General features: G+C 34.7%; 19 protein-coding genes. 12 read left to right on the top strand and 7 right to left on the bottom strand.

The features are described 5' to 3' along the window. The first annotated feature begins 103 nt into the window (after positions 1 to 103). The 3 genes from SB689_RS02560 to SB689_RS02550 all read left to right on the top strand — a co-directional run bounded on the left by SB689_RS02560 (position 104) and on the right by SB689_RS02550 (position 2706). Positions 104 to 574: an Lrp/AsnC family transcriptional regulator gene (locus tag SB689_RS02560; RefSeq protein ID WP_410690572.1), complete on the top strand. Its 471-nt coding sequence runs from the start codon at positions 104 to 106 to the stop codon at positions 572 to 574. Positions 575 to 1009: 435 nt separating this feature from the next. Beyond that, on the top strand, positions 1010 to 1354 hold the full coding sequence (locus tag SB689_RS02555) for a mannan-binding protein (protein ID WP_410690571.1): 345 nt from the start codon (positions 1010 to 1012) through the stop codon (positions 1352 to 1354). A 146-nt stretch (positions 1355 to 1500) separates the two neighbouring features. After that, positions 1501 to 2706 carry a CynX/NimT family MFS transporter gene (locus SB689_RS02550; protein ID WP_410690570.1) on the top strand — a complete coding sequence of 402 codons (1206 nt, stop codon included), beginning with the start codon at positions 1501 to 1503 and terminating at the stop codon, positions 2704 to 2706. A 135-nt stretch (positions 2707 to 2841) separates the two neighbouring features. Here the strand turns inward: SB689_RS02550 and SB689_RS02545 are convergent, their stop codons facing one another. From SB689_RS02545 to SB689_RS02515, 7 genes are all read right to left on the bottom strand, one after another. Then, positions 2842 to 3408, bottom strand: coding sequence for a sugar O-acetyltransferase (locus SB689_RS02545; protein ID WP_410690569.1), 567 nt, complete (start codon positions 3406 to 3408; stop codon positions 2842 to 2844). Positions 3409 to 3417: 9 nt separating this feature from the next. Further along, positions 3418 to 4125 (bottom strand): YetF domain-containing protein, encoded by a 708-nt coding sequence (locus SB689_RS02540; RefSeq protein WP_410690568.1) that lies wholly within the window; start codon positions 4123 to 4125, stop codon positions 3418 to 3420. Positions 4126 to 4337: 212 nt separating this feature from the next. Next, the gene (bioA, locus tag SB689_RS02535; protein ID WP_410690567.1) at positions 4338 to 5630 is read right to left on the bottom strand and encodes an adenosylmethionine--8-amino-7-oxononanoate transaminase; all 1293 of its coding nucleotides are present in this window, start codon (positions 5628 to 5630) and stop codon (positions 4338 to 4340) included. A 107-nt stretch (positions 5631 to 5737) separates the two neighbouring features. Then, positions 5738 to 6757, bottom strand: coding sequence for a biotin synthase BioB (bioB, locus tag SB689_RS02530; protein ID WP_410690566.1), 1020 nt, complete (start codon positions 6755 to 6757; stop codon positions 5738 to 5740). Beyond that, the gene (gene bioD, locus SB689_RS02525) at positions 6757 to 7368 is read right to left on the bottom strand and encodes a dethiobiotin synthase (protein WP_410690565.1); all 612 of its coding nucleotides are present in this window, start codon (positions 7366 to 7368) and stop codon (positions 6757 to 6759) included. Before bioD ends, bioB begins: the two co-directional genes overlap by 1 nt. Then, complete coding sequence (locus SB689_RS02520; RefSeq protein ID WP_410690564.1) at positions 7365 to 8474, bottom strand: aminotransferase class I/II-fold pyridoxal phosphate-dependent enzyme; 1110 nt, start codon at positions 8472 to 8474, stop codon at positions 7365 to 7367. Before SB689_RS02520 ends, bioD begins: the two co-directional genes overlap by 4 nt. After that, positions 8467 to 9090, bottom strand: a complete 624-nt coding sequence (locus tag SB689_RS02515; RefSeq protein ID WP_410690563.1) for a hypothetical protein — start codon at positions 9088 to 9090, stop codon at positions 8467 to 8469. Before SB689_RS02515 ends, SB689_RS02520 begins: the two co-directional genes overlap by 8 nt. Before the next feature lie 67 nt (positions 9091 to 9157). Between SB689_RS02515 and SB689_RS02510 the strand changes: the two genes are divergently transcribed. From SB689_RS02510 to SB689_RS02470, 9 genes are all read left to right on the top strand, one after another. Continuing rightward, a complete protein-coding gene (locus SB689_RS02510; RefSeq protein ID WP_410690562.1) occupies positions 9158 to 10645 on the top strand; it encodes a PLP-dependent aminotransferase family protein in 1488 nt (495 codons plus the stop codon). Positions 10646 to 10936: 291 nt separating this feature from the next. Then, positions 10937 to 13168, top strand: a complete 2232-nt coding sequence (locus SB689_RS02505) for a TonB-dependent receptor (RefSeq protein ID WP_410690561.1) — start codon at positions 10937 to 10939, stop codon at positions 13166 to 13168. Positions 13169 to 13350: 182 nt separating this feature from the next. Further along, on the top strand, positions 13351 to 14868 hold the full coding sequence (locus SB689_RS02500) for a pyridoxal phosphate-dependent decarboxylase family protein (protein ID WP_410690560.1): 1518 nt from the start codon (positions 13351 to 13353) through the stop codon (positions 14866 to 14868). Beyond that, positions 14846 to 17266 carry a GNAT family N-acetyltransferase gene (locus SB689_RS02495; protein ID WP_410690558.1) on the top strand — a complete coding sequence of 807 codons (2421 nt, stop codon included), beginning with the start codon at positions 14846 to 14848 and terminating at the stop codon, positions 17264 to 17266. Before SB689_RS02500 ends, SB689_RS02495 begins: the two co-directional genes overlap by 23 nt. A 185-nt stretch (positions 17267 to 17451) precedes the next feature. Continuing rightward, complete coding sequence (locus tag SB689_RS02490) at positions 17452 to 18765, top strand: lysine N(6)-hydroxylase/L-ornithine N(5)-oxygenase family protein (RefSeq protein ID WP_410690557.1); 1314 nt, start codon at positions 17452 to 17454, stop codon at positions 18763 to 18765. Continuing rightward, positions 18741 to 20078 (top strand): MATE family efflux transporter, encoded by a 1338-nt coding sequence (locus SB689_RS02485; RefSeq protein WP_410690555.1) that lies wholly within the window; start codon positions 18741 to 18743, stop codon positions 20076 to 20078. The genes SB689_RS02490 and SB689_RS02485 overlap by 25 nt, the downstream gene beginning before the upstream one ends. A gap of 73 nt (positions 20079 to 20151) precedes the next feature. Beyond that, positions 20152 to 21177, top strand: coding sequence for a ligase-associated DNA damage response exonuclease (locus tag SB689_RS02480; RefSeq protein WP_410690554.1), 1026 nt, complete (start codon positions 20152 to 20154; stop codon positions 21175 to 21177). Further along, positions 21174 to 22754 carry an ATP-dependent DNA ligase gene (locus SB689_RS02475; protein ID WP_410690553.1) on the top strand — a complete coding sequence of 527 codons (1581 nt, stop codon included), beginning with the start codon at positions 21174 to 21176 and terminating at the stop codon, positions 22752 to 22754. The genes SB689_RS02480 and SB689_RS02475 overlap by 4 nt, the downstream gene beginning before the upstream one ends. A gap of 182 nt (positions 22755 to 22936) precedes the next feature. Next, positions 22937 to 25381 (top strand): ligase-associated DNA damage response DEXH box helicase, encoded by a 2445-nt coding sequence (locus SB689_RS02470; protein WP_410690552.1) that lies wholly within the window; start codon positions 22937 to 22939, stop codon positions 25379 to 25381. Positions 25382 to 25424: the final 43 nt, after the last annotated feature.

Genomic DNA, 25424 nt, shown 5'->3' with positions numbered 1-25424 from the left:
TTTTTAAAAATTATGTTTTAAATTTGGAACAAATATTAGTTTAATTGATTAATAAAGAACAAATGTGCTTTTAATTGAATTTTAAACCTTTAAAATAGAACAAATGGCAAGCGAAAATTATTCAGTCGACGAGAAAGACCTTTCTATACTGCGTTTATTGCAGAAGGATGCGAAATTAAGCATCAGAGATATTTCGGCAAGAATTAACCTGAGCCCAACACCAACGCATGAACGCATCAAACGTATGGAAAAGCTAGGAATCATTAAAGAATACACCGCAATTGTTGACCGTAAAAAAGTGAATAAAGGAATGATGGTCGTTTGCATGATCGCTCTAAATGCCCATAATAAAAGCGTTGCAACGAAATTCATAGAACAGGTAAGCAAACTTAAAGAAGTAGTTGAGTTTTACAATATTAGTGGTGAATTTGATTTTATGTTGAAAATTTTAGCCCCTAATATGGACGAATTTCATGAGTTTTTTGTGAATCAGCTTTCAGAGATAGAGGGGATTGGGCAAACCAAAAGCATTTTTGTAATGAACAGTATCAAAGAAAGTGCTCAAATACTCTAATTTTTTTAGTAATAAATAATAGTTCCAATATTAAGTGATTTATAGATTTTGGTTAATTTTAATAATTTGATTGATTGTTATTTATGAATTAAATTTTCCAATATATGTTATTTGAATTAAGAAAATAATATAAATATTTTAATCTATTTCGCTAGATAAAATAAATATTTCAATCAATTATGTAAATTTTATATGAAACCTAATATAATTTGCTATATTTGCGGATCGAAATAATTTTTTTTCATCATTTGTGTTTTTTTAGACCTCCTTTTTGGAGGTCTTTTTTTGTTTTAGATTTAAATGTAAACTATTAGTATTTAGTACATTATGATTTGCGTATAAATACTGAAAATAAAAAATAGTGTTTTCTACGCTATATTATATCTCAATTTAGTGACAACTTTGTAATGTTAAACAACTTAAAAACATTACACCATGTCAAATTTCAAAATTAACATCATTGCCGGACCACTTTGGAGCAATGACGAAGCGCAAAAATTAGGAGGTCGTATTGCGGCGGCACATTTAGGAAAGTTTACCGGACAATGGAGCACCATTGTTGAGGGAGAAATGAGTGTTATCGAAGTTGAGCTGAACACTCAGCCGACAGGAGATAGCGAATATACATTAGACGTTCTTGCTGGTCCTCTCTGGAGCATTGAGGATGCAAAAGAAGTTTGTCCTGCAATATGTGCGTCTTACGGAGGTACTTGGAACGGACAATGGACTACAGTCGTAGAAGGCAAAATGAGCGTTTGCGGTTGCGTGTTCAAATTCTAAAATAATTAAAACTATTATGAATCTCCAGGGTAACTTGGAGATTTTTTTTGGTTTTAGGATATACTTTTTTGTCGTTTCAGATTAAAATATTGGCAAATTTAAACAAACTGACAAGGTTAATTTTGCATCAAAATAATTCTGTTACCATGACAAAGACTGAAAAAAGAAAAAATGCTTCTTATATTTTATTGATAATTAATGTATTGATAGTGATTTTAGTGTCAAGTAACTTACGATCACCCATTATTTCGGTTGCTCCAGTGTTGAGCGATGTACGGGAAGCTTTGGGTTTGGATAATTTCCAAGTAAGTATGCTGACCTCTATTCCACTGTTTATGTTTGCAACCTGTTCGGTTCTGGTGAGCCGATTTTCTCATAAATTCAGTATTAGTCGGTTTTTGATGTATTCATTAATTATTTTAAGTTTTGGATTATTTCTTAGAATTACAGGTTCTCTTTGGATGCTATTTTTAGGGTCAATATTCATCGGTTTAGGAATTTGCATCGGAAATGTGGTAACTCCTGGATATATTAAAAATAATTTTCCAAAGCAGATCGGTTTAATGACAGGAATTTTTGCCGTATCAATGAATCTTACGGCCGCCTTGGCTTCAGGTTTCAGCGTAAGAATTGGAGAATGGACGGGTTTCGGATGGCGGGGATCTCTCGGAATCTGGCTCGTGATTGCGGTTTTGGGGCTTTTAGTTTTAAGTCTTGAAATTATATTCAATAAAAAGAATGCTGATCAGGCGAAAACGGCTTTAAGTGTTTCATATTTTAATATGTTTACATCTTCCCAAGCTTGGAGCATCAGCGTTTTTATGGGATTACAGTCCTTATTTTATTATTGTCTGATGACGTGGCTTCCATCGTTGTTGACGGATTTTAATATGCAGGCGGAAAGTACGGGTTGGGTTCTTTTTGTGATTCAAATTACGATGATTCCGGTTGCTTTTTGCTGTCCGATTATTGCGAGTAAAATGAAAAATCAGAGAATCTTGATCGTTTTTATTTGTACTTTAATGTTTGCAAGTACGATGATGTTTGTCTGGTTACAATCTCAATGGATCTATGTAAATGCTTTTATCATCGGGATTTCGAACGGATTGTCTTTTAGTTTATCTATTTTATTCTTTTCAACAAGAACAAAAAACAGTGCGAATGCAATCAAAATTTCAGGAATGGCTCAATCTATAGGATATTTAATTGCCGCATTTGGCCCGCCAATTTTCGGGAAACTACATGATTGGGATGTTTCCTGGAAAAGTTCGTTTTACTTTTTAAGCTGTGCTGTAATTCTGATGTTTTATTTTGGGATGAAAGCTGCGAGAAATAAAAGTGTTGAGGATTAATTTGCTTTTCAATTGTAATTGATACGCTCACTTTGTCATTTCGTAGAAATCTCAACAACTATACTTAAAATCTAAGTCTAAATTCCTACGGAATGACAAAATAAATGTGATATAGATCTGATTTAAATTAAAAAATTAATCATTTTCCGTGATTTCCCTTAAAACTTTACAAGGATTTCCAACAGCAATCACATTATCCGGAATGTCTTTGGTGACAACACTTCCCGCCCCAATAATAGAGTTATTTCCAATAGAAACTCCCGGTAAAATGACTACATTTCCGCCAAACCAAACGTTATCGCCAACAGAAATTGGATAAGCATATTCCAAGCCTTCGTTTCTTTGAGTTGCATTAATAGGATGTCCAGCAGTGTAAAAACTACAGTTCGGACCAACAAAAACATTGTCTCCAAAACTAACTTTAGCGCAATCGAGGATTACAAGATTATGATTGGCATAAAAATTTTCTCCAAGCTCAATATTATAACCGTAATCGCACCAAAATGGCTGTTCAATTAAAAACTGCTCTTTTGAATGTTTGATAATTTGTTTTATCAACTCATTTCTCTTTTCTGTATCGGAGTTTTTGGTTTGATTGTATTCGTGACACAAATCCTTGCATTTCACTCGTTCATCAATTAATTCCTGATCGTAATTGGCATTATATAAAAGTCCTTGGGCACATTTTTCTTTTTCTGTCATATTCTTTATTTAGGTAACTCTTTTTTTATTGCTTGCAGGAATCCACTCATCTTTTTTGCATTTTGAGCATTTTCGGGTGTCTCCCGGAGTTTTGATTTCTGTATGTCCGCAGAAAGTACATGCATAATGATCGTCTTTTTCTATCTTTTTTAAAGGTTTTTCTAAGGAATTCGGCATGATTGGTAGGCCATATTTCACATCTTTATCTTCATAAAAGAAAACACTGATCTCTCCGGAAATTTCTTCGATCGCAGTTTCTACCTGACCTAATTGCGAAACTCCTCTCAATCTTAATTCAGCAAAAAATTCATCACTTCCGAGATTTTCCTTTTTAAAATTATCTATTGCAAATTCGCCATTTTCAATTAAACAAATGGATTTTCCTTCAAGCAATTGCTCAAAGCCTTTATATTTTCCAATAAAATGAGTAATGATACTATAGAGTAAAATAATGACTACGAAAACGATAATGGATGAAATAATTCCCACATCTTTATTAAACATTGGGTCTCCGGCTGCCGATCCCAGGCCGATAATAACCACAAGTTCAAATAATGAAAGTTGTTTTACTCCTCTTTTTCCTAAGATCCGTAATCCGATAATGATTGTTAAAAACATGATTGCCGTACGCAATATGATTTCTAAAATAAATGACCATTCTTCATGACCCATTAATAATTCTTTCCAGTTAAGATTTAATAAAAATGTCGATAACATAGAAAATTATTTATAATTAAGAGTTCAAAAAATACGCCAATCAATCATAGAGTTTGTTTTAAACAAATAAAAAAGTTTCGAGGAAAAATGGAAGATAGTATTTTTATTTTATAACCTTTTAATTTCCATCAAGTTTGTCGTTGCGGAGAAATCTATACTATGCTTTAATTGCGATATGGAGATTCCTCCGGAATGACAAAGTGTGTGTTTGTTTATGCTTTAATTGATTCTTTTTCAATTTTAAATTTACCCAAAACCTCTAAAATATTTTTATAGATAAAATCCAATTCCTCAGAAGTAATACAGTAAGGCGGAACCAGATACATCACATTTCCCAAAGGTCGCATGATAATTCCTCTCGACAGAAATTCATCATACAACATCTTCCCTATTTCATTAAAATAAGAAGTTCCTTGATCATTTTTAAATTCCCAAGCCAAAATTGTTCCTGTCTGACGAACATTTTCAACATTTGAACGTTGTTTTAAAATAGTTGAAAACTGAAAATGCTGTTCAGAAATCCGTTGAATATTGTTTTGCGTTTCTTCAGTTAATAACAATTCCATACTCGCCAAAGCAGCCGTACACGACAATGGATTGGCGGTAAAAGAATGTCCGTGAAACAAAGTTTTATATTTGTCATCCGACAAAAAGGCATTGTAAATTTCATTAGAACAGGTGGTAATTCCCATTGGTAGCGTTCCACCCGTCAATCCTTTAGAAAAACACATAATATCAGGCTTTTCTGAAAGATGATTGGCTGCAAACAGTTTTCCTGTTCGTCCAAAACCTGTAAAAACTTCATCCTGAACCATTAAGATTTCCTGTTCTCTGCAAAATTTCATTAATTCATCCAAATCCTTGGCTTCGTACATCAACATTCCTGCAGCGCCCTGAATTAAAGGCTCGTAAATAAAACACGCAATTTCATTGGCTACATTTTTAATCTGATTTTTTATACTTTCCACATTTTCAGAATTGGGAGTATCAATAAAAATCACTTCAAAAAGCATTTCCCCGAAAGGTTTTGTCCAGACACTTCTTCCGCTCACAGACATGGCACCAAAAGTATCTCCGTGATAGGCGTTTTTAAAAGCTAAAATTTTAGTCTTTTCTTTTCCCTTATTATAGCAAAACTGAATACACATTTTCAACGCTACTTCCACGGCAGTCGAACCATTATCAGAGTAAAAAACTTTCTGCTGATTGTTTGGAAGCAATTGCAATAGATTTTCGGAAAGTTGTATAGCCGGTTCGTGCGTAAAACCTGCAAAAATAACCTGTTCTAACGTATTCAACTGTTCAGAAACCCGTTGTGCAATATAAGGATGCGCATGCCCATGCAATGTCACCCACCATGAAGAAACGGCGTCGATATATTGTTTTCCTTCGTTATCATAAAGATGAACTCCTTTCCCTCTAACAATGGGAATGGCATCATTTGCTGTTTTCATTTGGGTATAAGGATGCCAGTTGACGGCCTTGTCGCGTTCTTTTAGATTCATAAGTAATGGGTAATTGGTAATGAGTAATTTTGTGAATGGTCAATAGTGAATTGTGAATTTCCGTTGCTATATTGACAATTGAGTATTCACAATTCACAATTTTAAAATTAGACTAAGCTTGTTTTCCAGGTTTCAAACTGATCCATCACTTTTTCTGTTTCTCTTTTCATCGGCTTTAATCCTAAAGTTTGCAACATCTGCATATCTTCCGAAACTCCCGGATTGGGCGTCACCAATAAGGTTTCTCTTTCTCCTGTAAAAATAGAGTTTGCACCTGCCATAAAACACCAACCTTGCTCAAATTCTGTCATTTCAATTCTTCCTGCGCTTAAGCGAACCATCGAAGAAGGCATAATTATTCTTGCAGTGGCGATCATTCTTACCATTTCCCAAGTATCCGTTTTCTCATTGTTTTCAAGTGGAGTTCCTGCTACTCTTGCTAATGCATTGATTGGAACTGATTCAGGATGTTTCGGCATTGTTGCTAAAGTCAACAACATCGAAATTCTGTCTTTATGGCTTTCTCCAAGACCAATAATTCCTCCTGAACAAACAGTAATTCCTGCTTTTCTGACGTTATTAATAGTGTTGATTCTATTGTCAAAAGTCCTCGTAGATATGATCTCTTCATAATATTGTTCTGAAGTATCAAGATTATGATTATAAGCATATAAACCAGCTTCCTGCAAACGAATGGCTTGATCTTCTGTTAGCATTCCTAGTGTGCAACAAACTTCCATTCCAAGCTCATTAACTCCTTTCACCATATCAATTACTCGATCAAAATCACGGTTATTTCTTACTTCTCTCCATGCCGCAGCCATGCAGAAACGGGATGATCCATTATCTTTTGCTTTTTGAGCATGTTCAATAACGGTTTCTGTAGGCAACAACGCCTGAACTTTAATATTGGTATGATAACGTGCAGCTTGTCCGCAATACGAACAGTCTTCTGTACAACCACCCGTTTTAATGGATAATAAGGTAGACATTTGTACTTCCTCCGGATTGTGCCATTTGCGGTGAACGGTTGCTGCTTTATAGATTAATTCAAGTAAAGGCTGATGATAAATTTTTTCTATTTGTTCCTTAGTCCAATCATTTCTAATTTCTGTTTTTCTATCCATTATCCTAAATTTGTTAATTGTTTTGTGATACTTTCTATATTTTCTTTTGTTATATTTTTGATGTCCGGAATTTTAATGATTTCGGTTTCTTGTTGAATATTTTCACAAATGACTCTTTCTGTATCAGGCGGAAAATTTCCGTTAAGAATCAAATATTTTAGATTAATTTTTTTTTGGTTTAAAGCCATGATCGATAATAAAGTATGATTGATGCATCCTAAATAATTCCTCACCACTAAGGCTACGGGAATATTTAATTTTTCAATTAAATCAATAATAAATTCTTTATCAGAAAGAGGAACCATCAATCCTCCGGCTCCTTCTATAACTAAATTATTCTGTGTTTCAGGAAGTTTAAATTCATTTAAATCAATTATAATTCCTTCTTCTTTTGCAGACTGATGTGGTGAAGCTGCCAATTGTAATCGAAAGGTTTCAGGATGAATAACTACTTTTTCACCAACCCAATCTTGAATTTTCATGCTATCTGAAAAAAGTAAATCTCCAGACTGAATTGGTTTCCAGTAATCAGCATTAAAATATTTGGTTAAAATTGCCGAACAAACGGTTTTTCCTACTTCTGTCCCGATTCCGGTTACAAATAATTTCATGTAAATTCTTTAATAACTTTCGTTAATTGTATAATTTCTTCTTCTGTATTAAAACTATGAAGACAAATCCTCAACCTTTCTGTTCCTTCTTTTACAGCTGGACTGAAAACAGCATAGGTTAAAAACCCTTCATTCAATAAAGTTTCCTTTAAAGTTTTTAATTGCTGATTATCCGGAATTACAATCGCCTGAATTGGACTCTTTTCAGAAGACGGAGTTTTTAAATTTTGTTGACGAAAAATTTTAATATTCTCTTGAAGTTTTATTGATAGTTTTTCATTCTCTTTTAAAAATTCATACCCAGTTTTTATACTCATCCACTGAATGTCCTGAGCCGAAGTTGTATAGATGAATGGAGATGCAAAATTGACGAGATATGACTTTATAATATCATCACAAAGTATTGCTGCTCCATGAGCTCCAAGTGCTTTCCCATACGTAATAACGGTTGCTAAAACTCGATTCTGCAACTGATATTTTTCAACCAAACCGTATGCGAAAACCCCAAAAGCATGAGCTTCATCCACAATTAAATGAGCATTGTACTTTTCAGCGATTTCGGCAATCTCTCGAATCGATGTAAAGTCTCCATCCATCGAATAAAGGCTTTCGATTGCGATGTAGCAATTTTCGTTTTGTCTTTTTAAAACCTGCTCTAAATCTTCAACATCATTATGTTTAAATTTCAATTTTTTCGCATGTGACATTTTACAAGCATCATGCACAGAACGATGAATTTTTTCATCAACAATAATTGTATCATGACGAGTTGGAAGTGTTGAAAATAAAGCCAAATTCGCATTATAGCCCGAAGAGAAAAGTAAAGCAGAGGAATACTTATGCTCTTTTGCAATAAAATTTTCGATTTCAATAACAGTCGAACTGTTTCCGCTTATCAACCTTGAGCCTGTACTTCCAGAGAGTAATTGAGGATTTTCTATAATTTGTTTTAATAATAAATTTTGCAATTCACTATTTCTCGCCAATCCCAGATAGTCGTTAGAATAAAAATCTATTCCTTCGGATTTTGGGTGTAAAATTCTCAAAGTTCCTTCTTCTCTTCTTTTTTCTAAAGCTTCCTGAAAATGGTTAAAATTTTTAAGCATAATTAAACTTTGCAACTTCGTCAATGATCGCGTTGATCCATTGGTCATGAAGTTCATGTTCGATTTTTAAAATATTTTCAGCATGAGGTTTCCAATTTTCAGAAAATTCTTCGAGTTGATTAATCATTTCCTCCAAATGGCCTTCTTCTTCTAGAATTATTGATTTAACCATGATTTTTGAAGAAGTTTTTGTCAGGATATCTTGATAAACCGGATATAATTCATCGGCACGAACTTCAATCGCATAAGTCACAAAAAGATAGGCTGCATATTTCAATTCTTCTTTTGTTAAGCTGAAATTTTGCTGAAGATATTTACAAGCTTTAACATCCAAAGAATGAAGGTATTGTCGTGTCGCAATTGAAGCTAAAAGTTCTTTCCCATCATAGGTTTTACACAATTCAGAATCCAATTTTCCGATTTGTTTTTTAAGATAATAAGCATGACGATGCTCTTCTGCAGCATGCTTTAATTGAATTAAACTTACTTTGGTCGGATGTTCACAGGCAGAAATTTTCCTTGCTCCTGCATTTTCCATGAAAGAAAGGGTGTTCAGCCACTTGGCGTGAGTTTCGTTATCCTGCACAATTCTTTCGAGTAGATTGTAGAATTCCATAGATTTTTATTTTATGGTTCAAATGTAGTATATTGCCGGATGGTTGAATGGTGCCAGTTTTTATATTATGGATAGTCCGGTTGAAATTCCTTATAAAAGTTTTGTGAAAATTGATAGAAAGTCTGAAACTTCTATCTACATGCAAATTGCGAATCAGTTGATTAATGCCATACAGAGAGGTTATATTCCTTTTGGCACAAAACTTCCGGGAACGAGAGCTTTAAGCCAGATTTTAGAGGTACACCGCAATACAATTGTTGCAGTTTATGATGAATTATTTGCGCAAGGTTGGGTAGAGAGCCTTCCGAATAAAGGAACTTTTGTCATTGGAAAGAATCAGGAAAAACCATTAGAAATTAAAAATTTTGAGAAGAATCACCTTGAAAACTATCCAAAATCGACAGGTTTTTCATTTAAAACATCTAATATTTTAGATAATCCTTTTGAGCATTCTACTTGTGAATATGTTTTCAATGATGGCGTTCCGGATATAAGATTAACCCAAATTGATCAACATTCTAAATTTTACAGTTCTATTTTGAAACGAAAGTCACAGCAAAAAATGTTAGGATACTACAATCACGATGGAAGTGAATTTTTCAAGAAAAACCTTTCTCATTATCTCAATTTATCACGAGGATTACCTATTTCGAAGAATAATCTTCTAATTACTAGAAGCACAGAAATGAGTATTTACATTGTTTCTGAAATATTATTATCCCAAGGAGATACTGTTTTAGTGGGCGCTTTAAGCTACTTTTCGGTGAATATGATCTTTCAAAAAGCTGGAGTTAATATTGTTTCAATTCCGATTGATGAAGAAGGAATTATCGTGGAAAGTGTAAGAGAAGCCTGTCAAAAGCAAAAGATCAGAATGCTTTACATTACGCCCCATCATCACTATCCTACCACGGTCACTTTGAGCGCAAAACGAAGATTAGAACTTCTTAATTTAGCCAATGAGTATGGCTTTATCATTCTTGAAGATGATTACGATTATGAATTTCATTACGATAAAAGTCCGATTCTTCCCTTGTCCAGCGCAGATACGAACGGAATGGTTATTTACATCGGTTCTTTTGGTAAGTCTCTTGCTCCGGGATTTCGTACAGGGTTTATTGTTGCTCCAGAAAATTTAATGATCGAAATGAGAAAATACCTCGGAATTATCGACAGACAGGGAGATGTTTTGATGGAACGGGTTCTTGGAGAAATGATTGCTGAGGGTGAAATTAACCGGTATTTAAAGAAATCACTAAAAGTATATCAGGAAAGGCGGGATCATTTTTCTGATTTGTTGAATGAACATTTAGGTAATTTTATCAACTTTCAAAAACCATCGGGAGGCCTCGCTATCTGGGCAGAATGGAATATTCCGATCAACTTAATGCAGCTCAGCCGTCATTGCGCTCAAAACAATCTTTTCATTCCTAAAACTTCACTTTATCAGAATAAAAACATTAACGCCATGAGATTAGGATTTGGAAATTTAAACTTTGATGAAATGGAAAAAAGCATCGAAATTTTATCTGAAAGCGTAAAATTACTGACCTAAGTATCAATTTTGGGGATTTCAATTTATCAAATAATGAGCATTTTTATGCTGCAATTAATTCTACAATATTACATTTCCGTTAATTTAAATAATTAATATCTAAAATGTTTTCTCATTTTGGGACTGCCAATTTCGCTTCTATAAAGATGTTTAATCGGTTGCATTAACCATTAATTCTAGCTTAAGTTGACATTGGTTCACCGAGTTTTGAATTATATGACAAATATCATTTTGAATTTTATTGAAAGATTCATTTATATTTACCTCGTTATTTTTAATTATTCTAAATAAATGAAAAAGCAATACGCGCTTTCTATATTCTTGCTGGCAACGATAGCCGCAAATACTTCTGCTCAGAGTAAGCAGGACAGTTTAAACACCTCAGACATCAACGAAATCATCTTAGTTTCTTCACGTTCTCCGAAACAGATCAGTGATATTCCGGGAACGGTTTGGGTGATTAGTGATAAAGAGCTTCAAACCCAGATCAGAGGCGGTGCCGGACTGAAAGAAGTATTGGGAAATATGATTCCGGGATTTGATTTTGGAAATCAGGGAAGAACAAATTATGCCCAAAATATGCGTGGCAGAAACGTTCTTGTCTTGTTGAATGGTGTTTCTTTAAACAGTACGAGAGCGATCAGCCGACAATTTGATACCATTGATCCTTTTAACATCGAAAGAATTGAAGTGCTTTCCGGAGCTTCTGCAATCTACGGAGGTGATTCTACGGGAGGAATTATTAATATTATTACCAAGAAACCAAAGTCAAATAAATTGGCTTTTGAAACTTCAGTTGGTTTGAAATCTGGCTTCCATAAAGATGATCTCGATAAAAGAATCGCACAGTCTGTTTCAGGTGGAAACGATAAAGTTCAATTCAGATTGGGGGCTGCTTTTACTCAAAATGAAGGTGCTTTTGATGCGAATGGAAATCAAATTATAACTGATGTTAAGCAAGCCGATTTTCAATACAACAGATCGATTGATATTTTAGGCGGAATCAGTGCTAAGTTAAGTCCAGATCAGGATTTGAGCTTAGATTTACAGTATTACAATTCTAAAGTCAGAAATAAAAAATGGCTTTCTTTCGGACAGAATTTCGTTGGATTTACTACTAAAAACCCTGATCTAATCAATGTTTTAGATGGAGCAGACTCTGATATTGTTCCAAGAACAGAGCGTTTTATGGGCAACTTACAATATAATCACCGGAATATTTTGGGAGGTCAAAATTTAATTCTACAAGCTTATGCAAGACGGGAAGAAGTCGATTTTGGGGCATCTTTTGCGGAAGTTCCAAAACCGCCAGCGGGAGTTACGCTTCCCGTATTTTTATCTTCAGCAAGAGGAAATACTGATGTTTACGGAGCAAAAATCGTTTTGTCTAAAAAATGGAATTCATTCAATTTCACTTACGGAATTGATACCGATTTTGAAAATTTCACCGGAGATCAGGCGATATTTAATCCTCAAAAAAGCAGTGAATCAGGAGGTTTGATCAACAGAACAGACGCTTTTGTCGGAAGATATCCGGATACCAAAATATTCACTTTGGCAGGTTTCATTCAGGCAGATTGGAATATTACTAAAAAACTAACCCTTTCCGGAGGGGTAAGACAGCAATTTATCAATGTGAAGTTGGATGATTTTGTTGGATTTAAAGAACAGGTTTACATGCATTTCGGATATGGAAATTCTGCAGATGTTGTGAAAGGCGGTAAAAATAACTACGATGTAACCTTGCTCAATGGAAGTTTACTATACAAATTTAATCCCGCTTGGCAGGCTTGGTTTAGCTTTTCTCAAGGATTTGCCGTTCCTGATGCTGCAAAATCTTATGGTTTTGGAAAATATCAATTAAACAGCAATCGTTGGAACTTATTGAACAGCATCAACATTGCAGAACAGCCATTAAGCGGCATAAAAACCGATCAGATGGAATTGGGTTTCAGACATAACAGAACTTCGGAAGCCGGATTCTACGGGCAGGGATCATTTTTCTACGCCCTTTCCAATAAAACATTGAAAATCGACAATGCGGCTTTTACAATTTCTTTACTTGACCAAAAATTGAGAAACTATGGGTTTGAAGGAGCTTTAGGCTATCGTTTTGCAGAAGGCTTAGAATTAGGAGGAAACATTTTATTGATGCAATCTGAAACGGAAACCGTAGATAAAGGCTGGCAAAATCAATCTGTTTACACAACAAATCCATCAAAATTCATGGCTTTCACAGGTTGGAACGCTAAGAAGTTTTCTGTAAGACTACAAATGCAGAATTCTATGAATTACACCGATTTAGCAGATATGAAAATCACGGGTTATACCCTATTCGACTTTATCGGCGATGTTAAATTAAACAAAGGAACGATCAACTTCGGTATTCAGAATATTTTCAATAAAGAATATACTACAATTTGGGGACAGCGTTCTGTGTTTTTTTACGGAGCACCTCAAAAGGCCTTTGCTTACCAAGGGCGAGGAACTACATTTTCTGTAGGGTACACGATAAATTATTAATGATTTGAATATTTTTTGAACCATTAAGATTTTACTAAGGAGTTAAGTTTAATTAAGATTAATCATTCTGATTTACTTAAGCGAAGCTTGCCCTAATATTCCTTAATAAAACTTAATGGTTGAATTAAAAAAGTTAGAAATACTATTTAAAAAGTAAAAAGAAACAACCAATCCAGAATTTTATGAACACACTTATTACCGAAAAATTGGTTTCGGAAAAGGAAAGTCTTTTCCCAAATCTGGAGAATTTATTTTGTGATCTCAACATTCACGAATACCAAAATGCAGTTAGCAAAGCACAGGAAAGTGTTATTTCATTTTTGGAAGATACCACCAAGCCTTTCAGCGGAATTTCTCCACGAGAACTGAGAAAACAGTTTGAAAATATCAACCTTAACGATCCTTCACAGACCTATGAAGAGGTTTTTGAGGAAGTTAAAGAATTGTACACCCAACATGCAATTGCTTTTCATCATCCTAAATATGTTGCCCATCTTAATTGTCCGATTGTCATTCCTGCGATTGCAGCGGAAATGTTGATCAGTTCTATTAATTCTTCGCTTGATACCTGGGATCAAAGTGCGGGCGGAACATTAATGGAACAAAAATTAATTGAATGGACTTGCAATGAAATCGGTTTTGATCATCTGTCAGACGGAGTTTTCACAAGCGGTGGTTCTCAAAGCAATCTGATGGGAATGCTGTTGGCGAGAGATCATTATTCTCTGAAATATTTAAACCATAGCATCAAAAAAGACGGATTATCAAAAGATGCCCATCGTTTCAGGATTTTTGTTTCTGATGCAGCGCATTTTAGCATTCAGAAAAGTGCTTCGATTTTAGGATTGGGCGAACAGGCTATTGTTAAAATTAAAACCGACCGCTCTTTCAGAATGAACAGCGTGTTGCTAGAAGACGCTGTTAGAAAGGAAATTGAAAACGGGAATATTCCAATTGCAGTTGTTGCAACGGCAGGAACCACAGATTTTGGAAACGTTGATCCGATGATCAATATTTCAGGAATTGCAAAGAAATACAACCTTTGGTTTCATGTGGATGCCGCTTACGGTTGTGCTTTATTGTTGACAGAGAAATATCGTCATTTAATTCAGGGAATTGAGGATGCAGATTCTGTAACTGTAGATTATCACAAATCGTTCTTTCAGCCTGTAAGCAGCAGCGGATTTATCGTGAGAGATAAAAAATATTTCGGACTGATTACGCATTATGCCGATTATTTAAATCCAAAAGATCATGATGAAAACGAAATTCCTAATCAGGTTAATAAATCAATACAAACCACAAGACGTTTTGATGCACTAAAACTTTGGTTTACCCTTAGAATTATCGGCAAAAAAGGCTTGGGAGGTTATATTGACAGAATTATACACACCGCAAAAGAAGCTGCAATTCTCTTAGAAAATGATCCGAATTTTGAATTATTAAACCGCTCGGATCTCTCCGCTTTGGTCTTCCGTTATTCGGCAGATCCATTTAAAACTTTTGATCTAAATAGGATCAATACATACATTAAATCACAACTCTATAAAAATGGGAATGCCCTTGTTGCAGGAACTAAAGTCAACGGGCAGTTTTATTTAAAATTCACCATTCTAAATCCTTTAACCACAGTTGAAGACATCAAATCAATATTAAACACCATAAAAAAACACGGAAATGAATACATTGAAGTTAACTAATCAGGAATACGCAGAACAGATTAACTATACTGCTCTCATCAATTGCTACATGAGAGAATTTACAAACTGGAGCCGTTATTTGGGAATTCCAAAATATGATGACGCCATTGCTAAACATTTACAAAAAACACCAACAGATTTACATATTAGAATCGATTTTTCTTCGATTGGATGCGATGTATACGTTCCTGTAAACTATTTCTCAGAAACCGGAAGACATCTTTTTGATTTTCCTGTTTTAAGAAGAGTTTTGGATACGGATGAAGTTTCAGAAGTTGATATTTATGGTTTTATGACGCTGACTGCAGAATATTCAAAAGGAATTCATTCTAATATTGATGCTTCAACAGTGTTAAAAAGATTGAACAACAGCATTGAAAATTTGACTACTTATTTAGATCATTTGGTTGAAAATAATAAGTCGGTCAATGACCTGGAGATGTCTTTTATTGAAGCTGAACAATCACTTGTTTTAGGGCATATTTTACATCCTGTTCCAAAATCAAAACAAGGATTTAATCAAGAAGACTTATTGAAATATTCTCCTGAAACTTCCGGGCAATTTCAATTATTTTATTTCTTAATTAATCCTGAGAATATAATTGAGAAAAATGCAGATGGAACGCCTGTTACCAAAGAATTAGGTGAAAAAATCTATCCTCTTCTAGATGCAGAACATAAAAAATTATGGGACGAATTTCCAGATTATCAAATTGTTCCAATGCATCCTTGGGAAGCTGAATATTTATTGGTTCAGGAAGATGTTCAAATCATGCAGGAGCAGGGAATTTTATTTGCATTAGGACATTATGGAGAGTCCTTCACTCCTACTTCGTCTGTAAGAACAGTTTACAGCGAAAACAGCAAATGGATGTATAAGTTTTCTCTTCATGTAAAAATTACAAACTCAGAAAGAATCAACTTGTATCCTGAGCTTCACCGTGGTCACGACATCAGTCAGCTATTAAAAACAGATTGGGGGAAAAATTTACAAAAAGATTTTCCAGAGATTGATTTTATGGTGGATCCTGCCTTTATTGCTGTAAAATTTAATGACAAAATAATTAATGGATTCAATATCAGCATCAGAAGAAATCCTTTCCAAGGTGAAAATAAGACTAAAAATGTAACCCTTTTAGCGGCTCTTTGTCAGGACGGAGTTTTTGAACAGCCTTCAAGGCTTCAAAATATTATTGAAAATACAGCTAAAAACCTTGATTTACCAGTTGAACAGGTCGCTTTAGATTGGTTTAAACAATACCTTCATATTTGCGTAAGACCAATTGTCGGTATTTTGAATACCTACGGATTGGCTTGTGAATTCCATCAGCAAAACGTAATGATTGAGCTTGATAAAAAAGGCTTTCCAGGGAAAATTTATTTCAGAGATAATCAGGGATTTTTCTTTAGAGAAGGTAGAAAAGATTTGGTTTCTAATGCGCTTCCTGGAATTGCAGACGAAAGCCAGTCGATTATTGATGAAGAATCATTGGCTCCAAAATATACCTATTATTTGGTAACGAATAATATTTTAGGCGTTGTGAATGCTTTAGGATACAGCGGATTAGCTAACGAAAGAAAACTCATTAATTTAGTTTACAAAGCATTCAAAGAGCTTGAAAATGAAGATGAAACAGGGTTAGTGGATTACATTATCAACAAAAGAAATTGGTATACGAAAGGAAATTTAATCACAAGTCTTCAAAATATCAATGAAGCAGATGAAAATCTAGAATATCCTGCTGTTTTCTTGGATACTCCCAATCCTTTAAATAAATACTTCTTTTCAAATAAATTAATCAAGCCTGAATCTACACAAACTGTTTATTCAAGATACTTTGAAGAAGATAATGTAAACATCAGTATTCGTCCTTTCGACATCGATAATGATTTTGAAATGATTCACGACTGGTTCAACATGGAACACGCAAAACCTTTCTGGAAAATGGATGGTCCGAAAAGGGATTTGGAACTTTGGTTCAGAACCATTCTTCCAAGTGACGAACAGCACAGTTTTATTGGAGAAGTAAACGGTGTCGCACAGTTCAGTTTTGAGCCTTATTGGCCGATGAGGGATGTTGTAGGAGCTTATTATGAGTCTTTACCAACAGATTACGGAACGCACTTTTTTGTTGCCGAAACACAGAAAGATAAGAAGTTTTCTTTTCAATCATTCCAAGTCGCTTTAGATTATATTTTCATGCTTCCTGAAGTAGGAAAATGTATTGGCGAAGCGTCTGTAGATGCTGTTCCGACCGATAGAATCATTACAAAATTAGGCTACACTCGTGAAGGAATTATCGAAATGCCTCACAAAACCGCATATCTGACTTTCTGCACCCGTGAAGGATATTGGGGAAAGTGTCCTGAAAGCAGATTAGAAGCGAAAAGTATTTAATATTAAAAAATAACCATTAAGATTTTATTAAGAAGTTAAGAAATTTAAGTTAGATTCTTCATTTCGCTTTGCTCCATTCAGAATGACAGTACGAATGTCATTTCGAAGGAGAAATCTCTTAATAATCTTAACTTCTTAATAAAATCTTAATGGTTAAATAATTCAAATTTCAAAAAACAAAAACATTGGAAAATAACAAAATATACGACATCATCGGGATCGGAATCGGTCCTTTCAACCTTGGATTAGCAGCGCTTTTGGAGTCTGTAGAATCCATCGATTCACTTTTTTTAGATCAGGCAGAAGGCTTCGATTGGCATCCAGGTTTGATGCTTAATAATGCTACTTTACAAGTCCCTTTCATGGCAGATTTGGTAACGATGGCAGACCCGAAAAGCAAATACAGCTTCCTGAACTTTTTAAAGGAAACCGACCGTTTATATAAATTTTTTATACGAGAAGATTTCTTCATTTTAAGAAAGGAATACAATCTTTATTGTCAATGGGCAGCAAACCAATTACAGAATTGTCTTTTCGGAAAAAAAGTTGAAAACATTATTTTTAATGAATCAGAAAAACTTTACATCATCGAAGTTTTAGATTTAAAAAATAAAGATGTTACAAAATATTATAGTAAAAAATTAGCTTTAGGAACGGGAACTCAGCCGAGATTGCCTGAATTTATGAATGATAAAAACTATTCAAATGTCATTCATACTTCAGAATATTTAAATCACAAAGAAAATATTCTGAATGCAAAATCGATTTCTATTATTGGTTCCGGACAAAGTGCAGCCGAGATTTTTCAGGATCTTTTGCCAGAAACAAATGAAAATTTCCACATGAGCTGGTTCACGAGACCAGACCGTTTTTTCCCGATGGAATATTCAAAATTGACCTTAGAATTAACCTCTCCGGAATATGTTGATCATTTTTATCAAATGTCACCCAATCAGCGAAAAAATTTATTGGCAAAACAACCTCCTCTTTATAAAGGAATTAATTTCGAGTTGATCAACGATATTTTTGATACAATGTACGAAATGAGTGTTGGGAACGTGCCTCTGTATGTAGACTTGAAACCAAGCTGTCAACTGGATAATATTTCTCCTGAAGGCAATTCTTATGTGTTAAATTTCACGCATGTACAGGATGAAATTACATTTACAAATATCTCAGATTATGTTATTTTGGCCACAGGCTACAAATATAAAGAACCAAAATTCTTGAAAGGAATTGAAAATCAAATTCAAAGAAATGAAGATGGATTATTTGATGTAAGTCGCTATTATACAATTGATAATAAAGAAAATATCTTTGTTCAGAATGCCGAACTTCATACGCATGGTTTTGTGACTCCGGATTTAGGAATGGGTGCATACCGAAATGCAATCATTATCAATTCGATTGCCGGAAAAGAAATTTATAAAGTAGAAAAGCGAATTGCCTTTCAACAATTCAACACAACAAAAGCATGGACCGCAAAACATTCATCTTAAAAGGTGATCTTAAAAAGGTCATGTGGGAAACCTCATGGCCTGCCGTTGCGGCGATCGTTTTATATGGAATCAATAATTTTTTGGATGCCATTTTTGTTGGCTATTTAATTAATACAAAAGCGCTTGCAGCAGTCGGAATGGCCTATCCATTATCTCAAATTGTTCTCGGATTTGGAAGATTAGTAGGAACAGGTGCGGGTGCAGCAGTAAGTATGTGGATTGGAGAAAACAGACAGGATAAATTGTATAATTTATTTGGAAGTTTCAATTTTCTATGTATTTTTTTCTCTCTCCTTTGTACAATTCCGGCTTATATTTTTGCGCATGAATTAATGGCGATGATGGGTGCGAAAGGAGAATTACAAACCATTGCAGTTGAATATTTTAGAGTTACATTAATCGGAACAATTTTCTGGATTTATGGTTTAGCATTAAATATGTTAATCCGTGCAGAAGGAAAAATGAAAACAGCAGCTGTTATGATTGCGGTGGGATTGGTTATCGATATTATTTTAAAACCAATTTTCATTTCCACTTTCGGAATGGGAGTTTCCGGTGCAGCTTGGGCAACGAACTGCGGAATGCTGATCTATTCGCTTCTTGGATTTTATTATTACGCTAAAGGAAAAAGTTCTTTTAAAACCAATTGGAAATCAATTTCATTTGATCAAACAATTGGAAAAAAAATATTGAAATTAGGACTTCCCGAAATGATTTTATCGGTAATGGGAGTCGTTCAAAGTATTATTATTTTCAACGCAATCGCAAGATATGGTACCGAAAATGATATCTCATTTTTTACCGTTTTGAATCGATTTTTCCTCTTTTTATTAACCCCTTTATTTGGATTGATGCGAGGTTTACAGCCCGTTGTCGGAATTAATTTTGGAGCCGGGCAATTCGAAAGAGCTCGTAAATTTCTGAAAACCTATATTGTAGCCGGGATCGCCATATTGCTACCTTTCTTTTTGATCGCCCTTATTTTCCCGAAACAATTAATTGGTTTAATGCTTCCGGGATATACAGTGAGCGATAATCAAATTAATGATTTTAGATTATTCTTTTCTGTACTTCCTTTGTTGCCGATTACGGTGTTGGCGCTCTCCTACTATCCTGCAATAAATGACAGTAAGAAAGCAAGCTTTTTGGTATTTTTACGCCAGTTGATATTATACATTCCGTTAATGTTAGTTTTACCGTATTATTTCGGGGTTAAAAGCATCTATTGGGGAAGTGCTTTGATTGAATTAACAGTCGGAATAGTTACTTTCTTCTTACTGAATGATTATAAGCTAAAATTTAAAAAGGCTTAAAAATTTTAATTTTCATACATTCTTAAAGTGATTGGTTAGATTTTTGAATATTAAATCTAAACCAATCACACCATTGAAACTAATCACATTCACTAATAAAGGTATTTACTGTCCGCAAGGAAAATTTTACATTGATCCGTGGCGACCTGTTGATTTTGCAGTTATCACGCATGGTCACGCCGATCATGCCCGTTGGGGAATGAAAAAATACCTTTGCCACCATTTCACTAAACCTATTTTACACCAAAGAATTTCTCCCGATATTGAATGTCAGACATTACAATATGGTGAAGTTTTGGATATCAATGGTGTTAAGCTCTCACTCCATCCGGCTGGCCATATCATTGGTTCTGCCCAAATCCGTTTGGAATATAAAGGATATGTAAGTGTGGTTTCCGGAGATTATAAAGTTCAGGATGACGGATTGAGCACACCTTTTGAATTAGTCAAGTGCAATGAATTTGTTACAGAAAGTACTTTCGGACTTCCTATTTATAATTGGCTGGAAGTTCCTGATCTTAATAAAAGACTTCAAAACTGGGTGTTACGAAATCAGGAAAATCAAAAAACATCTGTTTTTATCGGTTATTCTTTGGGGAAAGCTCAGAGAATTATGAAAGCGGTTGAGGGAATGGGGAAAATCCATGTTCACTACTCTATCGGTAAGCTCAACAAAGCATTTGAAGAGGTCGGAATTGTACTTCCAGACTATGAAATTCCTGATTTTAGAGAAAGTATAAAACATGTTCAAGGCGACATTGTGATTGTTCCACCCGCTTTGTTGGATAGTAATGTAATTAAAAAAATACCTGATGCTGCAACTGCCATTTGTTCAGGCTGGATGCAGGTTCGCGGTGCGCGAAGATGGCGAAGTGCCGATGCCGGATTCCCGATGAGCGATCATGCCGATTGGAAAGGATTATTGCAAGCCATTAAAGCGACAGAAGCGGAAATTGTTCATGTAACCCACGGACAAACTGAAGTTTTTTCTAAATATTTAAATGAAATCGGAATAAAATCTGATGTCGTAGAAACCTTATATGGCGATGATGAAGAACAGGCAGAAGAAAAAGAAACCATTGAAAATCCTAAGCCATGAAACATTTTGCAGAATTGATCAACGCTTTGGAAAGTACCAACAAAACCAACGCAAAAATTGACGCCATTATTGATTATCTGGAACGCGCTCCCGATGAAGATAAATTATGGTTTATCGCCCTGTTTACGGGTAAAAGACCGAAACGAAATGTCAACACCAATTATATGAAAGAATGGGCATTGGAAATTACCCAATTACCATTTTGGCTGTTTCAGGAAAGCTATTCTTCGGTTGGAGATTTGGGCGAAACTATTTCGTTAATTCTTCCTCCTCCAACGGAAAAAATTGATAAGACATTGTCTGAATGGATGAATGAAATTATCAGTTTAAAAAATAAAACTGAAGCAGAGAAAAAAGAATTCGTTTTACATTCATGGAATGGATTAGATTATACAGAACGTTTGATTTTCAATAAATTACTAGGCGGAAGTTTCCGTATTGGAGTGTCTTCTAAAACATTAATTAATTCTTTAACAAAGTTTTCAGGACAGGAAGCAAGCACGTTAATGCACAGTTTAATGGGAAAATGGCAACCTGATGAAGTTTCATTTAAAGAACTGATTTCAGCGGAAAATATTAACCCGGATAATTCTAAACCCTATCCTTTCTGTTTGGCTTATCCTTTAGAAAAAGAATTGGGAGAACTTGGAACTCCAGAAGAATGGCAAGTTGAATATAAATGGGACGGAATTCGCGGACAAATTATCAGAAGAAATGATGAAGTTTTCATTTGGTCGAGAGGAGAAGAATTGGTGACAGAACAATTCCCTGAAGTCGCAGAAACAATACAGGAAATGAAAGGAAACTTTGTTTTAGATGGAGAAATACTTGCGGTAAGAGATGGTAAGGTGTTAAATTTTAATGAATTACAAAAAAGATTAAACCGAAAAAATTTAACTAAAAAAATGCTTTCGGAAATTCCGATTGAAGTTTTTTGTTATGATCTTTTAGAATTGGAAGGAACAGATTTACGTGAAAAACCAATCTCTGGTAGACGTGCCATGTTGGAGGAATTATTATTAAATCAAGCTCCTGAAAATATTAAACTTTCTCAGGTTATTGATTTTGAAAACTGGGAAGATCTCAATCAAATCAGAGAAAATTCCAGAGATATTAATAGTGAAGGTTTGATGCTAAAACAAAAGAATTCCCCTTATCATTCAGGAAGAAAAAAAGGCGATTGGTGGAAATGGAAAATCAATCCTTTAACGATTGACGCTGTTCTCATTTATGCTCAAAAAGGAAGCGGAAGACGAAGCGCTTATTACACCGACTACAGTTTTGCCGTGAAAAATGGCGATGCTTTGGTCACAATTGCAAAGGCATATTCAGGCTTAACGGATAAAGAAATTATGGAAGTAAGCAAGTTTGTCAATAAAAATGCGATTGAAAAATTCGGGCCTGTTCGTACCGTAAAACCGGAGTTGGTTTTTGAGATTGCTTTTGAGGGAATTGGTTTCAGCAATCGACATAAAAGTGGTGTCGCATTACGATTTCCAAGAATTGTAAGATGGCGAAAAGATAAAACCGTGAACGAAATTGATGATTTGGAAGAAATTAAAAAACTGATACAATAAATTAAATCTATAAACGCAAAGACACAAAGAATTTATTTATAATTGAAAATATTTTTCGTTCGCAAGGGCACTTCGTTCAGCAAATGATAGCAATAAACCTTGGCTGAAAACGAAAAAATATGCAGAAAATATTTTAAAAATATCCTTGCGAACGTAGCGTTAAAAATCAAAAAACAAAAAATTTGGCTGCATTTGAAAATACCGACGGATTTAAGGTCATTCAACAATGGATGGCTGATAAAGGTAATTCCCCTTTCAATTTTCAGATAGAAACCTGGAGGAAATTCGGCAACGGATATAGCGGAATGGTCATTGCTCCGACTGGTTTTGGGAAAACTTTTTCCGTTTTTTTAGCTCTAATTTCAGATTTTCTAACGCATCCTGAAAAGTATAAAAAAGGATTGAAAATGATCTGGGTAACACCCCTCCGTTCGCTGTCAAAAGATATTGCAAAGGCAATGCAGGAAGCGATTGATGAGATTGGACTAGATTGGCTCGTAGGCGTTCGAAACGGTGACACCGATCCTAAAGTAAGACAGCAACAGGTGAAAAATATGCCTGATATTTTGGTGGTAACTCCCGAAAGTTTACATCTTCTTCTCGGACAGAAAAACCACCTTCGATTCTTTACAAATCTCCAATGTTTTGTGGTGGATGAATGGCATGAATTGTTAGGTTCAAAACGTGGCGTTATGGTTGAGTTAGGCGTTTCTCAATTGAGAAAATACGTTCCGAAAATGAAAATTTGGGGAATTACAGCAACCATTGGTAATTTAGATGAAGCCTTGGAAACTTTAATTCCTTATGATATTAAAAAGACTAAAATTACCGCCAAAGAACATAAAAAGATTGATATTATTCCTGTTTTTCCGGATGAAGTAGAAATTTTGCCTTGGGCCGGACATCTTGGACATAAATTGGCAGACAAAGTAGTTCCTATTATTTTAGCTTCTAAATCAACCATTGTTTTTACCAATACCAGAAGTCAGAGTGAGATGTGGTATCAGTTGTTACTGGAGGCTTATCCGGATTTTGCGGGTCAGATTGCCATTCACCATAGTTCGATTGATGCCCATTTAAGAATTTGGATTGAAGAAAATTTGAGTAATGGAAAATTAAAAGCTGTCGTTTCCACTTCATCTTTAGATTTAGGAATTGACTTTAAACCTGTTGATACTGTGATACAAATTGGCTCAGCAAAAGGGGTTGCGAGATTTTTACAAAGAGCCGGACGAAGCGGTCACTCTCCTTTTGAAACCTCAAAAATATACTGCGTTCCTACACATTCTTTAGAATTGATCGAGGTTGCGGCATTAAAAGAAGCGGTTAAACAAAAAGTAATTGAACCTCGGGATCCGCAGGTGTTGTGTTTTGATGTTTTGGTTCAGTTTTTAATGACTTTAGCAATTGGTGACGGATTTTATCCTAAGGAAGCCTATGAAAGGATTAAACAAATTTATACTTTCCAAGAAATTAGAGATGAAGAATGGAAAAGTATCCTTGAGTTTCTAACGATTGGCGGAAGTGCTTTAAAAAGTTACGAAGAATATCACAAAGTGGTTGTGATGGAAGATGGTCTATTTAAAGTAACATCACGAAAAATATCCATGCTTCACCGTATGAACATGGGGGCAATCGTAAGTGATGCGATGTTAAAAGTGAAATTTATTTCAGGTGGTTATATCGGAATGGTTGAGGAATATTTTATTTCAAGATTAAAAAAAGAAGAAAAATTTATACTAGCCGGAAGAGTGTTGGAAGTTGCGATTGTGAAAGACATGACAGTCTATGTTCGGTTATCGAAAGGAAAAGCGATGGCGCCAAGTTATTTGGGCGGAAGATTGCCGTTAAGCTCTAATTTAGGACATTTTTTAAGAGAAAAACTATCAGGCGCACTGAATCCAAAAGCTTCTGAGAAAGAACTGAAATTTTTACATCCATTATTGGCAAAGCAGGAAGAACGTTCTCATATCCCGAAAGATGATGAATTTTTGGTTGAATTAATTAAAAACCGCGAAGGATATCATTTATTTATGTATCCTTTTGAAGGACGTTTGGTGCATGAAGTGATGGCGGCATTGATTGCTTACCGAATTTCAAAATTAGCACCAATCTCCTTTTCAATGGCGATGAATGATTATGGTTTTGAATTGTTCAGCGATAAAGAAATTCCGTTAAATGAAGAAAATTTACAAAAAATATTAACCAGAGATAATTTGATGGTTGATGTTATTTCAAGTATTAATTCAGCTGAAATGGCAAGACGAAAATTTAGAGATATAGCCGTAATTTCAGGAATGGTAATCCAAAATTTCCCGGGACAACAGCGATCAAATAAAGCTTTACAAAGTTCTGCAGGTCTGATTTTTAAAGTGTTGGAGGATTACGATCCCAATCATTTTCTCGTAAGACAAGCTTATACTGAAGTTTTTAATATGCAGTTGCAGGAACAAAGATTGGTGGAAGCTTTTAAAAGAATAGAAAAATCGAAAATTATTTTGAAATTTGCCAATACTTTTACTCCTTTAAGCTTCCCGATAAAAGTAGATAGTTTACGACAGACATTGTCAAGCGAAAGTTTAGATGCAAGGATTAAAAAATTGATTGAACAGGCGAAGAAAAAATGACAAAAGGATGAATTGTCAATGAGTCAATAGTTAATTTATGATA

This window comes from Chryseobacterium sp. SIMBA_038 (assembly GCF_046535115.1).
Taxonomy (GTDB): Bacteria; Bacteroidota; Bacteroidia; order Flavobacteriales; family Weeksellaceae; genus Chryseobacterium.
Note: the sequence above shows the minus strand (reverse complement) of the source record. Positions and strands in the feature narration are given on the sequence as shown.